The 14,328-nt window shown below is 65.3% G+C and carries 14 protein-coding genes; 7 read left to right on the top strand and 7 right to left on the bottom strand.

Going from position 1 to position 14,328, the window contains the following annotated elements; translation table 11 throughout:
• The first annotated feature begins 195 nt into the window (after positions 1–195).
• Entirely contained in the window at positions 196–525 is a 330-nt protein-coding gene (locus EHV23_RS16565; RefSeq protein ID WP_420813042.1) for a transposase family protein, read from the top strand.
• Entirely contained in the window at positions 526–1,482 is a 957-nt protein-coding gene (locus tag EHV23_RS02415) for an ISL3 family transposase (RefSeq protein WP_203228924.1), read from the top strand. It abuts the gene before it with no gap.
• Between the two features lie 362 nt (positions 1,483–1,844).
• Here the strand turns inward: EHV23_RS02415 and EHV23_RS02420 are convergent, their stop codons facing one another.
• From EHV23_RS02420 to EHV23_RS02435, 4 genes are all read right to left on the bottom strand, one after another.
• On the bottom strand, positions 1,845–2,681 hold the full coding sequence (locus EHV23_RS02420) for an ATP-binding cassette domain-containing protein (protein WP_125094552.1): 837 nt from the start codon (positions 2,679–2,681) through the stop codon (positions 1,845–1,847).
• 2 nt (positions 2,682–2,683) lie between these two features.
• A complete protein-coding gene (locus EHV23_RS02425) occupies positions 2,684–3,637 on the bottom strand; it encodes an iron chelate uptake ABC transporter family permease subunit (RefSeq protein ID WP_125094553.1) in 954 nt (317 codons plus the stop codon).
• Entirely contained in the window at positions 3,634–4,641 is a 1,008-nt protein-coding gene (locus tag EHV23_RS02430; protein WP_125094554.1) for an iron chelate uptake ABC transporter family permease subunit, read from the bottom strand. The genes EHV23_RS02425 and EHV23_RS02430 overlap by 4 nt, the downstream gene beginning before the upstream one ends.
• 153 nt (positions 4,642–4,794) lie before the next feature.
• Positions 4,795–5,700 (bottom strand): Fe(3+) dicitrate ABC transporter substrate-binding protein, encoded by a 906-nt coding sequence (locus EHV23_RS02435; protein ID WP_125094555.1) that lies wholly within the window; start codon positions 5,698–5,700, stop codon positions 4,795–4,797.
• Between the two features lie 260 nt (positions 5,701–5,960).
• On the opposite strand from EHV23_RS02435, the gene EHV23_RS02440 reads away from it, so the two are divergent.
• Entirely contained in the window at positions 5,961–6,335 is a 375-nt protein-coding gene (locus tag EHV23_RS02440) for an MAPEG family protein (RefSeq protein WP_125094556.1), read from the top strand.
• A 171-nt stretch (positions 6,336–6,506) separates the two neighbouring features.
• Here the strand turns inward: EHV23_RS02440 and bioB are convergent, their stop codons facing one another.
• Complete coding sequence (bioB, locus tag EHV23_RS02445; protein ID WP_162499728.1) at positions 6,507–7,640, bottom strand: biotin synthase BioB; 1,134 nt, start codon at positions 7,638–7,640, stop codon at positions 6,507–6,509.
• A 515-nt stretch (positions 7,641–8,155) separates the two neighbouring features.
• On the opposite strand from bioB, the gene EHV23_RS02450 reads away from it, so the two are divergent.
• Together EHV23_RS02450 and EHV23_RS02455 are read left to right on the top strand one after the other, a co-directional pair.
• Positions 8,156–8,827, top strand: a complete 672-nt coding sequence (locus tag EHV23_RS02450; protein ID WP_125094557.1) for a FecR domain-containing protein — start codon at positions 8,156–8,158, stop codon at positions 8,825–8,827.
• A 211-nt stretch (positions 8,828–9,038) separates the two neighbouring features.
• The gene (locus tag EHV23_RS02455) at positions 9,039–9,932 is read left to right on the top strand and encodes a DUF1439 domain-containing protein (RefSeq protein ID WP_158615797.1); all 894 of its coding nucleotides are present in this window, start codon (positions 9,039–9,041) and stop codon (positions 9,930–9,932) included.
• A gap of 2 nt (positions 9,933–9,934) precedes the next feature.
• On the opposite strand, the gene EHV23_RS02460 is transcribed toward EHV23_RS02455, so the two are convergent.
• Entirely contained in the window at positions 9,935–10,855 is a 921-nt protein-coding gene (locus tag EHV23_RS02460) for a MipA/OmpV family protein (RefSeq protein WP_125094559.1), read from the bottom strand.
• A gap of 183 nt (positions 10,856–11,038) precedes the next feature.
• On the opposite strand from EHV23_RS02460, the gene EHV23_RS02465 reads away from it, so the two are divergent.
• Positions 11,039–12,910 (top strand): two-component system response regulator, encoded by a 1,872-nt coding sequence (locus EHV23_RS02465; RefSeq protein WP_158615798.1) that lies wholly within the window; start codon positions 11,039–11,041, stop codon positions 12,908–12,910.
• A 148-nt stretch (positions 12,911–13,058) separates the two neighbouring features.
• Complete coding sequence (gene rpiA / locus EHV23_RS02470; protein ID WP_125094561.1) at positions 13,059–13,757, top strand: ribose-5-phosphate isomerase RpiA; 699 nt, start codon at positions 13,059–13,061, stop codon at positions 13,755–13,757.
• Positions 13,758–13,993: 236 nt separating this feature from the next.
• Here rpiA and EHV23_RS02475 read toward each other — a convergent pair whose 3' ends face one another.
• Positions 13,994–14,266, bottom strand: a complete 273-nt coding sequence (locus tag EHV23_RS02475; protein ID WP_125094562.1) for an oxidative damage protection protein — start codon at positions 14,264–14,266, stop codon at positions 13,994–13,996.
• Between the last annotated feature and the right edge of the window lie 62 nt (positions 14,267–14,328).

The following is a 14,328-nucleotide window of genomic DNA, read 5'->3' on the forward strand; positions in this document are numbered from 1 at the left end:
CACAAGCCATTCACGACATTCCCCGTCGAAGCCGCGATGCACGCTTCTGGGAAGCGGTGTGGGGAGCGGGAGCCTCCTGCGGCGATTTCGCGGAAGCCGTAAAAAAACTGGGTCTTCGCGGATCAGTGTGGGTGAGATGGGGAGCGAAATTGGCGTTTGACGCCTGAAATCAAGGACTTTACAGCACAGATGATGATGTCGTATCGTGCATCGATACTGGATCGAGGTGCTGTGCATGAAAACAGGTCGCAGTCTGAGGGAACTTTTGTCCGTTCCCGGCTTCGTGGCATCGGCGAGGTTGAAGGGAATCTTCGGGGACCCCAAGGCGAGAGTCGTGCAGCTGAGACGCCGAAAAAAACGGCCATTTGCTCAAATTGCGGGCAGCGCTGCCGGGGGCGTTACGACCAGCGGAGGTGCCGTGTGCGGGATCTTCGGGTGGCAGGCTGGATGGTGTACCTGGAGTTCGAACGTTGGCGGGTACGGTGTTCGGGGTGCGGCGGCGTGCATGTAGAACGGCTTGACTGACTGGCGCAGAATCCACGCTATACCGAGCGCTTTGCGCTGCATGTCGGCAGGTTGTGCACGAGCATGAGCAACAAGGCCGTGGCAGAGCTGGAGCGGCTTCACGACAGCACGGTGAAGGATCTGTCGAAGCTGTACATGCAGGAACAGGTTCGTCGTGCCGGTCGGCTCAGGCCCAGAGCGATAGGCATCGATGAGATAGCGGTCAGAAAGGGGCATGACTATCGCGTGGTGGTCAGTGATCTGGACCAGGGCAGACCGATATGGATGGGCGGCAACGGACGCACGCAAGCCGATGTGGAGCAGTTCTTCGCCCAGCTGGGGAGCAAGGCAAGCGATGGCATCGAGCTTGTGGTGATCGACATGTGGCGCCCGTTTCGCAACGCGGTGCGCGACAAGGCTCCCAACGCAGCGATCGTGTTCGACAAGTTCCACATCATGCGGCATCTCTCGAAGGCGCTCGATCAGGTCAGACGCGACGAGTACAGGCGTCTGCAAGGCAAGGACAGGTCGTGGATCAAGGGGCAGCGCTATACGCTGCTGTCGGCGCGGGAGAACCTGACATTGGAGGGGCGGCAGGCACTCAAGAAGCTGCTGGCAGCCAATCGGCGGCTGAACACGGCCTACCTGCTGAAGGAGTCGTTTGGGCAGCTGTGGAGCTACAGAACCGAGCACGGTGCCAGGGCATTCTTCGAGCGCTGGAAACAAAGCCTGCGATGGCAGCGTCTTGAACCGTACCGAAAGTTTGCCGAAATGATCGAGCGGCACTGGGATGGCATTGCCGCCTACTGCCGCCCCGAGAACAAGGTCAGCCTGGGGATGGTGGAGGGGCTGAACAACAAGATCCGGGTCATTCAGCGCAGTGCTTACGGATACCGGGATGAGGACTATCTGAGGCTCAAGGTCATTGCTAGTTTCCTGCCCCCGCTACCCGAAAACGCCCGATTGCACCCACACTGATCCGCGAAGACCCTAAAAACTTTTCGACGGGCGGGCGCCAGCCCGGTTGTCGAAAAGTTTTATAGGCCTGACGGTTTGTTGACCACGACGCAGGTCGTGGGCGACAAAACGGCAGTGAGCGCATGAGCCGCAGGAGGTTCCCGCTCCCCGCGCCGCCCCGCCTGGAGACGTCCTCCATGGAGCACGAGCCTGCCATCAAATCCGTCCTTCATGAAGTACGAACCTGCATCAGAGCCGTCCTCCATGAAGTACGAACCTGCCATCAAAGCCGTCCTCCATTAACCACGGAACCGGTATCGAGGGGGTTTCCCAAAAAACGGCCCCCGCAGGCGCCGTTCCTTCCAGCCAGTAAGGATACAGAATCAGGCCGCCTTCTCCCCCCGTTTCCACCCCGGATCCGGCAACACCACCATCTGCTCCGTCAGCCCCGCATTCTTCACCACCACCATCGGCTTGCCGCTTTCAGGGCACACATGCTGCGCCGCGCTCACCCGGAACACCTTCGCCAGCATCTCCGCCGTCAGCACCTCCTGCGGTGAGCCTTCACCCATCAGCGCGCCATCCTTCATGATGATCAGATGGTCGCAGTACCGCGCCGCCTGGTTCAGGTCGTGCAGTACCGCCACCACCGTGGCGCCGCGGTCGCGCTGCGCGGCCATCATCTCCATCAGCGCCACCTGGTGATTCAGGTCCAGATAGGTCGTCGGTTCGTCCAGCAGCAGATAGGGCGTTTCCTGTGCCAGCGTCATCGCCAGAAAGGCGCGCTGCTGCTGGCCGCCCGAGAGCTGGTCCACCCGCTTGTCCGCGATGATGTCCGTGTGCGTGGCCGCCATCACCTGCTCGACGATCTGCTCGTCCTCCTTGCCCAGGCTGCCCCACAGGTTCAGGTACGGGCTGCGCCCATAGCCTACCAGCGTGCGCACCGTGATGCCCTCCGGCACCAGCTGGTGCTGCGGCAACAGTGACAGCCTGCGGGAAAAGGCCCGGGGGCTCATCTGGTAGATGGGCTTGCCGTCGATGGTTGCCTCGCCGGCCATCGGTGGCAGCAGGCGCGACAGCGTCTTCAGCAGGGTGGACTTGCACGAGCCGTTGGGGCCGATCAGCGCCGTGATCTTGCCTTCCGGAATGGTGGTGGTCAGGTCGTGGATGGCTTCCTTGCCGCCATAGCCCGCCTTCAGGTTTTTCACGCTCAATGCCATGGTCACAGGCTCCGACGCAGCAGGTAGAAGAAATACGGGGCGCCGATCAGCGCCGTGAAGATGCCGGCCGGCAGTTCCAGCGGTGGCCGGATGGTGCGTACCGCAATGTCGCTGATCTGCAGGATCAGGGCGCCGGTCAGAATGGAGGCCGGCAGCAGCGCCCGGTGCCGTCCGCCCACCAGCTTGCGCGCCAGATGGGGCGCCACCAGGCCCAGAAATGCGATGGGTCCGGAAATGGCCACCGCCACGGCGGCGAGCATCACGGCCAGCCCCAGCAGCAGGATACGGTTGCGGCCCACGTTCACGCCCAGTGTGGAGGCCTTGGCCTCGCCCAGCGTCAGCAGGTCGAACGATTTGGAAAACAGCAGGGCCACCGGCAGCAGCAGCACCAGCAGCGGGGCGCCCACCTCCACAAAGGACCAGGTCCGGCCCCACAGGCTGCCCGTCAGCCACACCATCGCGGTGTTCACTTCCAGCGGATGGGTCAGCATCAGGTAGTCGGTGATGGCCGCGTAGAAGGCCGACAGTGCCACCCCGATCAGCGCCGTCTGCAGCGGTCCGGCATGACGGCCGGCCACCAGCAGCAGCAGAAAGGCCACGGCCGCCCCCACGCACGCCGCCAGCGGCAGCATCCACACCGAGGTGCCCGGCAGGGCCATCAGCGTCAGCACCGCAGCCAGGCTGGCGCCGTGGTTGATGCTCAGGATGTCGGGCGAGGCCAGCGGGTTGTGGATGATGCCCTGGATGATCGTGCCCGACAGCGCCAGCGCCGCGCCCACCAGCACCGCCAGGATCGCCCGCGGCAGACGGTACTGCCAGATGTCGAAGTCATGCTGCACCAGCCCCTGCCAGACGGCGGCCGGGGTCTTGAAGGTGGAGCCGAACATCAGCGCCCCCAGGAAGCACAGCGCCATCAGCACGGCCAGTACCGTCAGATATCGTCCCGGATGGTTCATGCGTCACTCCGCTGTTTGGCAATCAACACAAAGCAGGGCGCACCCAGAATGGCCAGCACGGCCCCGGCCGGCAGCTCGGCCGGATGGGCCAGCGCCCGCGCCAGCAGGTCGGCCGCCACGAAGAGCAGGGCGCCCAGCAGCGCTGCCATCGGTACCGTGCGGCGCAGGTCATAGCCAATCCAGTAACGGGCCAGATGCGGAATCAGCAGGCCGATGAAGGCAATGGGGCCGGTGGTGGCCACGCTGGCCCCCACCCAGATCAGCACCACCACGTTCAGCCAGAAGCGCAGCGAACGCACCGACAGCCCCAGCGACTGGGCAGCTTCGTCGGACAGGTTGAGGATGTTGAGCTTGGGCACCAGCCACACCAGCGGGACGATGGGCAGCGCCACCAGCGGCCAGTAGTCCTTCACCTGCTTCCAGCTCATGTTGCCCACGCCGCCGGCCAGCCAGTTCATCACGCCATAGGCCTGGTTCTCGTCCAGAATCAGCGAGGCCTTGCCCAGCGCCGCGCAGAAGGCGCTCACGGCGATCCCCGAGAGGATCAGCCGGCTCTTCTGCAGCCGGCCATCGCGGTAGCTGATCCACATCACCAGTGCCCACGAGGCAGCACCACCCAGGGCGGCGGCGGTGGACTGGGTCAAGGCGCCCGAGCCGGTCATGAACACCCCCACCAGAATCACGCCCAGCCCGGCGCCGGCGTTGATCGACAGCAGCGAGGGCGAGGCCAGCGGGTTGCGGGTCATGGTCTGCAGCAGCAGGCCGCTGACGGCCAGTACGCTGCCACAGAGCATGGCCACGATGATGCGGGGCAGGCGGGTCTCCACCACCAGCATCTGCGGAATGCTCAGGCTGGTGCTGTTGGGCGACTTCAGCGCCACCAGGACATCGCCCGGCGTGATGTGCAGCGCCCCGGGCGAGAACATGAAGGCCGAGGCAAAGCCCAGTGCTGCCAGCAGCAGCACCGGTACCAGCCACCTCAGCCAGGCTGGGAGGAGGGACATGGTGATCCTTGGAAGAAGGGAAGCAGGTGCAGGCCCGCGGACCGGATCGGCAGCACGGCGCGCTCTGCCGGCTGCCTGCCCGGGGGCGGCCCCGACCCGGGTGGCCGGGGCACCCCCGTCATGGGAGAAACGTGATCAGTGCCTTTTCACGGATCAGTGTTTTTCCACCGCCGCCTTGACCTGATCTGCCATCAGGCTGGCTGCCGTGATGCCACGCGAACGGGCCCACAGCTGCGGGTCCACCGACACGAGCTGGTTCTGGCGGGCCACCGTCAGGGCCTTCCAGAGCGACTCCTGTTCCCATTTGCGCACCACGCTTTCCTGCCGGTAGTGGGCGATGAACATCCAGTCGGGGTTCATGGCCAGCACGTGTTCCAGGTCGATGTCGTAGATGTCCTTGCCACCGGTGTTGTCCGGCACCTTGAAGCCCAGCTCCGTCAGCAGGCCACCGGCGAAGGTGCTGCCGGTGTGCACATCCAGCGTGTTCTCGCGCGAGGCGCCGAACATGGCGGTCTGGCCCGGCTTGATCTCACCTGCGATGCCCTTGATCTTTTGCTGCAGTTCGGTGATTTTTGCCTTCATTTCGGTGGATTTGCCCACCACATCGCCGATGATCTGGTCCTGGTCCAGGATGTCGGTGAAGCCGCCGTAGCGCGAATCCAGCAGCAGCACCGGGGCAATCTTGCGCAGCTGGTCATAGGCGGCCTTGTGGCGCGAGGTGTCGGCGATGATCAGGTCCGGTTTCAGTCCGGCAATCGTTTCCATGTTCGGCTGCGAGCGCGTGCCCACCGATTTCCACGGCTGGATCAGCTTGCGCACCGGCTCGATCACGCGCGAGACCTGGTTGTCATCGGCCACGCCCACCGGCGAGATGCCCACGTTGGCCAGGGCATCCACGAACGAGAACTCCAACGCCACGATGCGGGTGGGGGCCTTGTCGAGCGTCAGTTCGCCGTGGTCGTCCTTCACGGTCACGGCGTGGGCGGCAGAGGCCAGGCCCAGGGAGGAGAGGGTCAGGGCCGTCATGCCGGCCAGCAGGGTGCGTCGGGTCAGGGACATGGGAGACTCCGGGAAACGGTGGGGGGAGCAGAGGGGCCTCCCAGAACGCGGGCAGGCAGGCATCGTCCGCACGTATGTGTGGCGCGGCCAGATCCGGCGAGGACAGACTGGCTGTTACGGCATCATTCGCGCGTGTGTGCAGCGCGACGAATTGTTACTCAAACTCCAGATGACGTGCAACAGAAACATCAATGCGACGCAGGTCAAATCCATCCGTGACAGGGAGTATCCTTTCAGTAAGTCCCCTTCTGGAGAAAATCATGGCATTCATCCACTTCCTGGCCCTGCTGGCCGTGTTTCAGTACCTGCTCTTCGTTGCCCGTACCGGTCAGGCGCGCGACCGTTATCACATCAAGGCGCCCGCCGTCACCGGTGACGAGAACTTCGAGCGGGTCTATCGCGTGCAGATGAATACGCTGGAGCAGCTGGTCGTCTTCCTGCCCGCGCTGCTCATCGCTGGGCACTACTTCGCGGGCACCTGGGTGTCCCTGCTGGGCATCGTCTATCTGGTGGGCCGCTTCGTCTACGCCCGGGCGTACGTGAAGGATCCCAAAACCCGCGCGGCGGGCTTCATGATGACCATCGGCGCCAACATCCTGCTGCTGCTCACGGCATTCTGCGCCATCATCTTCTGACCGGAACCGGAACCGGAACCGGAACCGGCACTGGCACTGGCACTAGCACTGGCATCGGTACAGGCATCGGTACCTGGCCAGGTAAAGTCAGGTCAGGCACTGGCCGGTGAGGCACAGCGCCCGGGCCGGCCGGAAGCGGCTACCGGCCGCCCCGAAAAACGGCTCCATCCCTCAGCCGCCACAGGTACAGCCGCGGCCGCCACATCCACCCGCGCGGTCGACAGCCCCGCCGCCGTCATCCGCGCCGCTTCCGTCTGCGCCGCGCCCGGCGCCAGCAGCGTGCCCGGCGACTGACGGCGGCAGGCGCTCGCCCGGCCCGGCTTCCGGCAGCAGGTCCAGCTTCAGCATCAGCCGCTGGTCGGCGTCTTCCGACGGGTTCTCCGTGGTCAGCAGTTTGTCACCGTAGAAAATCGAATTGGCGCCGGCCATGAAGCACAGGGCCTGCGTGCTCTCCGGCATGTCCTGCCGGCCGGCCGACAGGCGCACATAGCTGCGCGGCATGGTGATGCGCGCCACCGCAATCGTGCGCACGAATTCCGTCCAGTCCAGCTCGTGGGCATCGGCCAGTGGCGTGCCCTCCAGTCGCACCAGCTGGTTGATGGGTACCGATTCCGGCTGTGGCTCCAGATTGGCCAGGCTGGCAATCAGCCCGGCCCGCTGCTTGCGGGTCTCGTCCATGCCGATGATGCCGCCGCAGCACACCTTCAGCCCGGCCTGTCGCACCTTGCCCAGGGTATTGAGCCGGTCATCGAACCGGCGGGTGTGAATCAGCTCGCCGTAATAGCCCGGGTCCGTGTCCAGGTTGTGGTTGTAGTAGTCGAGACCGGCTTCCTTCAGATCCTCGGCCATGCCTTCTTCCAGCAGGCCGAAGGTGCCACAGGTCTCCAGTCCCAGTGCCTTCACCGCCCGGATGATCGCCTGCAGCTTTTCGATGTCGCGCGGCTTCGGGCCACGCCATGCTCCGCCCATGCAGAAGCGGCTGGCACCCCGTGCCTTGGCAATGCGTGCCTTCTCCAGCACGCTCTCCACGTCCATCAGCTTCTGGGCTGGCACCGCATTGGGATGATGGATGGACTGCGGGCAGTATGCGCAGTCCTCGGGGCAGCCCCCGGTCTTCACCGACAGCAGGGTCGAGAGCTGGATGCGCTGCGCATCGAAGTGCTGCCGGTGCACGGTGGCCGCACGATAGACCAGGTCCATGAACGGCGTCTCGAACAGGGCTTCCACCGCGCAGACTGTCCAGTAGGCGGCAGTGGTGTGCGGGGTGGGGCGGCGCAGCTGGACTGCGGTCATCGTATCGGTCATGCATGTGTCTCCTGGTTGTGGCCCGTCGCATCCGGTGGGTACAGTGTATCCGGTGCGTCCAGTCAGTTCCGGTCACTCCCGGTCAGTCCGGCAGTTCCGGTGGTTCCGATCATTCCGATCATTCCGGTCATTCCGGTCATTCCGATCGTCCCGGTGGTTCCAGCCCCGCCAGGGGCTCGGAAGCCGGCAGGGCAGGGCCGGCGCGTCTCCCATACCCGTATGTCTCGAATGGTGTCCTGTTGCGATGTTGACATGCAGGCAATATGGCGCCGTGAAGCGCCGTCTGCTGCGTCTTCGCGTAACAGATGCGTAAATACTATCGCAGACGTTCCGCATGACAGGAAAACCCTGCATGAATTGCCCGATAATTCCGGACGGTTCCAACTGTGATCGCTTTCCCCCATACCTTCCCGCGCCTGCGGGAATCGCTCTGTTCCAGCTCGTGACACGTCCGGCGTCGCCTTTCCGCGTCGTTCGGCTGTTCGCTTGCGGGCCGGGAAAGCGCATGTCTCTCCATGCCCCAATCCATCTCGCCTGCATTCCGGACCAGGTCGTCGCGTCCGGGTGGTGGCCAGTCCGTGCCGCCGCGTTCCTCCCTGCTCACTCCGTCGGACGGGGCGTACCGCCGCCGTTTCGTCAACCGTCTGGCCGTCCTGGTTCTGGCGGCTGCCGCTGCGGGTCTGGTCGATGATGGCGTGGCATGGCGCCGTCTGGTGGCCGACCACCATACCGATGTCGCCCGGCGCGAGGAGGTCGTCATCGACCCGCAAACCCGCCTGCTGCTCAACACCCGCACCTCGCTCGACGTGGGTGGCCAGCCCGACGCCCGTGAAATCCGCCTGCTCGACGGTGAAATCCTGCTCCGCCAGGGTCTTGGTGCCCATCCGCTGGTCGTGCACACGCCGCACGGGCGCATCCTCAGTTCCGATGCCCGCCTGGCCATCAGCCGTCTCGGCGACAGCACCGTCCTCAGTGTCCTGCATGGCTCGGCGCAGGTCCAGGCTGCAGGTGGCAGCGGCGCAGCCCGGCAGGTGCCGGCCGGTCAGCGGCTGGTCATCGGCCCGCAGGGCGCCGGTGAGCTGCAGCCCGTGCAGGAGGCCGATGTGGCCTGGATCAACGGCGAGATCGTCGTTCATGCCTTGAAACCGGTCGCCCAGGGAGGAGCCCCTGAGCGTGTCATGAACTGAGCGCATGGCGTGTGCAGGACGAAGCGGCAGGGATGCATCCCCGATGGCTTCAGGGCACTGCCAGCATGCTCGTGCATCCCAAAGGGGATTTTGCAGGGACGAACAGGTCCATGACACGCGCCAAAGGTGGCCTCGCGGAGACAGACACGCCCGGAACATGTACCCGGCCTGCTACGATCCGGGGGTGTTATCCGTCTCCCACAATGCCGGCATGTCCTTTCTTTTGACCCGAACGCATCGTCTGACCGCCCTTGCCCTGGCCTCGCTCAGCCTGCTGGTGGCCTGTGCCACCACACCTGCACAGGCTGCCCGGCGCGAGCTGCGCTTCACGGGGCCGCAGATCACCCGCCAGCTGGCTCCCTCGTTTCCGCTCAAACGCTGCGTGTTTGGCAACCTGGGCTGCGTGCGGTTGCAGAACCCCGTCGTGCGCATGCAGCCCAATGACCAGCGGCTCTTTCTCGACCTGAAGGTGCAGTTCCAGCCGCTGCCGGGGCAGGGCACCACCAGCGGTACCGCCCAGGTGGCTGGCATCCCGGCCTACGATCCCCGGCAGGGGGCCTTCTACCTGCGCTCGCCCGAGCTGCTCGATCTCTCCGTGGCCGGTCTGGGCATCGCCGAGGCCCGGCAGATCGCCAGCCTCGTCTCCGGCATGCTGGGTGATGAATTCTTCAGCGATCAGCCCCTCTGGACGCTCGACGAATCCGATCCCCGCCAGTCCATGGCCCGCCTGACCCTGCGCAGCCTGGCTGTGCGCAACGGTACGCTCATCGTCACCCTGGGGGATGACGACGAGCCCGTCGATCCGGACTCGGTGACGCCGCATACCCCACACAATCTTGCTCCCGACGGCAGCCGCCGCAGCGACAGGAGCGACAGCAACAACCGGGGTGGCAGCCATGGCAGCGGCCGTGGCAATGGAAACAGTAGCGGCAATGACAACGATGGCGGCGATGACAGCCGTGGCAGTGACGGAAGCAACGGCAGTAACGGCAGCAACGACGCCCGCCGCCCTGCACCTCCCCCCCTGCGGGACGGCAACGAAGCCACGCCAGCGCCCGGCAACGGTCCGGAAGAGGGCGACGGTGGCTCGCCCGTCTGGCTGTGATCCTACAGCGAAAACCGGTACGCAGCCCCCATCAGCAGCGATGGCATCACATGCCGCTTCACGATCGGACTGCGTGCTGCCGTGCCGGTCAGCCGCACGGCGCTGAGGCGCGCCACCCAGATCCAGTGCGGCGAGGGCTCGCCCGTCAGCCCCACCGAGGCGCCCACCTCGCGCAGGCCCGAGCCGGGGTCATACAGCGGCAGGCCACTGGCCGCATGCTCGCGCTCACCAATACCATAGCTGTTGCGCATCGAGTTGCCATTGGCCCAGGTCACGCCGGCATCCACGCTCAGCAGCAGCTTCCTGCCCAGCGGCTTGCTCCAGCCAATGCCCACCGGAATCTCGAAGCCGCCCTGGCGGCCCAGGACATCACCCAGCAGCCGCGCCTGCAGCTGGATGGTGCGCGTCAGGTCATAGCGCATCCGCAGCCGGCCGATCAGCGTACCGCGCAGTGGCTTCAGTCCCTTGGCCAGATCCTCCTCGTCCACATCCCGGCCGCGGTTGATCGACAGCCCCAGCCCGAAACTGAAGCGGTCCACATGCCACAGGGGTCCGGCCAGCCCCGTTTCCGACACCCGGCGGTTGTGACTGGCACTGGCCCGTGCCACGCTCGAGCGGCTGATCGAATAGCCCCGCCAGCTGATCCGGGCCGCCGGTGCAAAGGCGTGCCCCATCTTCCGCGAGCCGCTGTATTCCGGTGAATAGTTGCTCACCAGCCCGATGGCAAAGTGCCAGCGCGGATCATCCTCGCCCGGGCGGCGCAGCACGTCCTCGGCCCGCGTGACGGCCCGCGTGGCCTGCTGCGAAGGCGTCTGCTGTCCCTGCGACAGTGCCGGACCGGCGGTAGCGCATAACAGACCGATCAGCAGCAGCTGTCCAGACAGGGGCACGGGTTTGCGGCTATGTTTGTCGGTACGCGTCATGGGTGCATCCAGCAGGTGGCAGGGGCGGGGAAACGGGCACAGTCTGAAACGGATGAGCCGCCGTTTCCGTCCCGGGCAGACAGACGGATCACAGCGGCTGCCCGGCTCTGGGCTGCACCCTGGCGCGGGCCAGTGGCGTCCTGCTGCGCTGGCCAGAATTTCTGCAAAGTACCTGGGTATGACATGTTGAAAACCGCATTGGGCGAACTGCGTGTACTGCTGGTCGAGGATGATCCGGCCTGGCAGCACATGATCTCGGTAGGGATGGGCGAGAGGGGCATCGACGTCCAGGTCACGGATCAGCTCGGCAAGGCCATTCCCATGCTGGAACGCCTGATGCCCGATGCCGTCATGGTCGACGACTCCCTGTCGGATACCGACAGCGTGGCCTCGGTTCGGCAGCTGCGCGAAGCCATCGGCAGCCGGCAGATCCCCATCATCGTCATGTCCAATCACGACAACGACGTGGGCATCGGCAAGGCCCTGGCGGCCGGCGCCACCGACTACTGCCAGAAATCACAGCAATGGACCCAGCTGGCCGAACGACTGCTGCATGGTATCAATCTTGCCAAGGCACAGGCGGCCGGCAATGATACATCCGGGACACAAAAGGGCGAGAACAGTGGCCGCGATGCCGCTGTCGACCCCCTCGATGCCATCCGCAGCCAGCGCGAGCAGGCCAACCGCGACCCCCTGACCGGCCTGTTCAGCCGTGCCGCCTTCATGCAGAAGGGGCAGATGCTGCTGCGCCGCCGCCGGCCGCAGGGACACGTGGCCGCCATCATGATGCTCGACATCGACCGCTTCCGCCGCATCAACGAGGCCTTCGGCCAGCGGGCCGGCGATCGGGTGCTGCAGCACGTGGCCGAATGCCTGCGTCACGCCTTTCGCAACCTGCGCCAGGCCGATCCCGCCAATGCCGGCGACGACACCGACATGCCCGACCTGCTGATCGGGCGTCTCACCGGCGATGAATATGCGCTGGTCTTCTCCAGCCTGCCCAACGAGGAAACCGCCCGCAAGGCCGCCGAGATCATTCAGGCGCACCTGCGCCGCGCCTTCCAGATCGACGGGCTGGACCTGATGCTGCGCACCTCCATCGGTGCCGCCTGGTTCCCCCGGCACGGCCGCAACTTCGACATGCTGCTGGCCAAGGCCGACGTGGCCATGGGCGTGGCCCGCCAGCAGGGCGGCAACCGCCTGCTCGTCTACGATGACGCCTACGGCGAACAGCTGCGCGGCGACTTCGAACTGCAGTCGGCCCTGGCCACCGTGCTGGACCGCAACGAACTGATCCTGCACTACCAGCCCATCATCGACACCCGCTACAACCGGGTGGTGGGTGTGGAGGCATTGATGCGCTGGATGCGGGGCTCGCAGATGCTCTCGCCCGGCAAGTTCATTCCGCTCGCCGAAGACAGCGGCCTCGACTTCCGCATGGGTGAATGGGCCATTTCCGAGGCCCTGCAGCAGCTGCGCCGCTGGCAGCGGGGTGGGGTGGCCATCCCGGGTGTGTCGGTGAACCTCAGCGTGCGCCACCTGCGCCAGCCCAGCCTGCTGCGCTCCATCCTGCAGGCACTCGAAGCCACCGAAATGCAGCCGTCCGCACTTACGCTCGAACTCACCGAGATCGACGTGATGCGCGACATCGAGAACGTCCTGCCCACCCTCTGGGCGCTCAAGAAGGCCGGCATCCGCATTGCGTTGGATGACTTCGGCACCGGCTTCTCGTCGGTCTCCTACCTGACCCGCATGCCGGTCGATACCCTCAAGATCGACCGCGTCTTCGTCAGCAACATGGAAAACGACATCGCCCAGCTCAAGGTCGTGCGCAGCATCATCGCGCTGGCCGGGGCGCTGGACCTGCAGATCATCGGCGAGGGCGTCGAGCGCACCGAGGAGATGCACATGCTGCAGAAGCTCGGCTGCCAGGACCTGCAGGGCTACCTGTTCAGCAAACCCATGACAGCCGCCCAGCTGGAGCGCTGGATGACCGAGAACCACATCATGCCGGGGCGCGGCTGGCCGGGGGAGGGGACGACAGCCGGCTCCTAGACGCATTCGCCCTCGCGCTGGCTCCAGCTGTGTGCCGGAACGAGTCCACGCACGCTCTGCCCACGACCCGCAGCCCGATGGTGCCATCGTTTCGCGTCCTGCCATACAAAGCGTTACGATAACGCTTTACGGACAACAAATTGCTCCCATGGACGCAGCAGAAAAGGCCGCCCGCAAGGCCCATCAGGACGAACTCAAACAGGCCGCCGCCGAAAAGGCACTCGACTGGCTCACCCCCGGCAAGGTGGTGGGCGTGGGCAGTGGCTCCACCGTCGCCTTCTTCATCGAGGCCCTGGGGCGTCGCCGCAAGGATTTCCCCCAGGCCGTGTCCAGCTCGCTGCGCAGCACCGAACTGCTCCGTGAAGCCGGTATCGAGGTGCTCGACCTCAACCAGATCGACGAGATCGACTGCTACGTCGACGGGGCCGACGAGGTCGATCCCGGCTTTGCCCTCATCAAGGGCGGCGGTGGCGCACTCACCCGCGAGAAGATCGTCGCCCAGGCATCACGCCACTTCGTCTGCATCGTCGACGAATCCAAGTACGTCCCGGTGCTGGGCCAGTTCCCGCTGCCTGTTGAGGTCGTGCCCATGGCCATGCATCTGGTCGGTCGCCAGCTCGAGAAACTGGGTGGTACCGTCCGCGAACGTGCCGGCTACATCACCGACAACGGCAACCCCATTCTCGACGTCTCGGGCCTGCAGATCAGCGACCCCGTCGCGCTGGAAGAGACCATCAACCAGTGGCCGGGCGTCGTCACCAACGGCATCTTCGCCCGCCGCCGTCCCGAAACCGTGCTGATCGCCGGCATGCACGGCGTGCAGGCGTTGGGCAAGGACAAGGCCTGAGCCGGGGCAGGGCTGATCCTGCCTCCACATGGCGGCCCGTCGGTACATGACCGGGGCCGCGCAGGGAGGAACGCGGCCATGCAGCGCCGGGAAACTGCCCCCGGGTCAGCTGCCCGGGCCGGATCTGCCTCGGGGCCTTGCGGGCACGGCCCATCCCGAAAAGTGAAAAGCCGGCCCAGGGCCGGCTTTTCACCGCAAGCCATCAGGAAAAGGTGTCCCTTCCCGACGGCCGGCCATCAGGCCGACGGCGGCACGTAGCCTTCCGGCCGGTCGGCGCCCTCGCCGAAGAAGTAGTTTTCCATCTGCTGGGCCAGATAGCGGCGGGCACGGATGTCTGCCAGATTGAGCCGGTTCTCGTTCACCAGCATCGTCTGGTGGGAAATCCAGCCAGCCCAGGCTTCCTTCGATACGTTTTCGTAGATACGCTTGCCCAGATCGCCGGGATACGGCGGACGATCCAGCCCCTCGGCTTCCTTGTGCAGCTTGATGCAGTGGACCATACGGGCCATGGTGCTCTTCCTCAAAACAAGATGACCGCCGATGGTACCGCGTCCCCCGCCCGGCTGTGAAT

Origin of the sequence: Lautropia dentalis, from assembly GCF_003892345.1 — a bacterium.
In the GTDB taxonomy this organism is placed as follows: Bacteria; Pseudomonadota; Gammaproteobacteria; order Burkholderiales; family Burkholderiaceae_E; genus Lautropia; species Lautropia dentalis.

Coding starts and splice junctions, on each gene's coding strand:
- EHV23_RS02450 (WP_125094557.1), top strand. CDS start 8,156: ATGCCCCAATCCATCTCGCCTGCATTCCGGACCAGGTCGTCGCGTCCG.
- EHV23_RS02465 (WP_158615798.1), top strand. CDS start 11,039: ATGTTGAAAACCGCATTGGGCGAACTGCGTGTACTGCTGGTCGAGGAT.
- EHV23_RS16565 (WP_420813042.1), top strand. CDS start 196: ATGTCGTATCGTGCATCGATACTGGATCGAGGTGCTGTGCATGAAAAC.
- EHV23_RS02430 (WP_125094554.1), bottom strand. CDS start 4,641: ATGTCCCTCCTCCCAGCCTGGCTGAGGTGGCTGGTACCGGTGCTGCTG.
- rpiA (WP_125094561.1), top strand. CDS start 13,059: ATGGACGCAGCAGAAAAGGCCGCCCGCAAGGCCCATCAGGACGAACTC.
- bioB (WP_162499728.1), bottom strand. CDS start 7,640: ATGACCGATACGATGACCGCAGTCCAGCTGCGCCGCCCCACCCCGCAC.
- EHV23_RS02475 (WP_125094562.1), bottom strand. CDS start 14,266: ATGGCCCGTATGGTCCACTGCATCAAGCTGCACAAGGAAGCCGAGGGG.
- EHV23_RS02455 (WP_158615797.1), top strand. CDS start 9,039: ATGTCCTTTCTTTTGACCCGAACGCATCGTCTGACCGCCCTTGCCCTG.
- EHV23_RS02440 (WP_125094556.1), top strand. CDS start 5,961: ATGGCATTCATCCACTTCCTGGCCCTGCTGGCCGTGTTTCAGTACCTG.
- EHV23_RS02425 (WP_125094553.1), bottom strand. CDS start 3,637: ATGAACCATCCGGGACGATATCTGACGGTACTGGCCGTGCTGATGGCG.
- EHV23_RS02435 (WP_125094555.1), bottom strand. CDS start 5,700: ATGTCCCTGACCCGACGCACCCTGCTGGCCGGCATGACGGCCCTGACC.
- EHV23_RS02420 (WP_125094552.1), bottom strand. CDS start 2,681: ATGGCATTGAGCGTGAAAAACCTGAAGGCGGGCTATGGCGGCAAGGAA.
- EHV23_RS02460 (WP_125094559.1), bottom strand. CDS start 10,855: ATGACGCGTACCGACAAACATAGCCGCAAACCCGTGCCCCTGTCTGGA.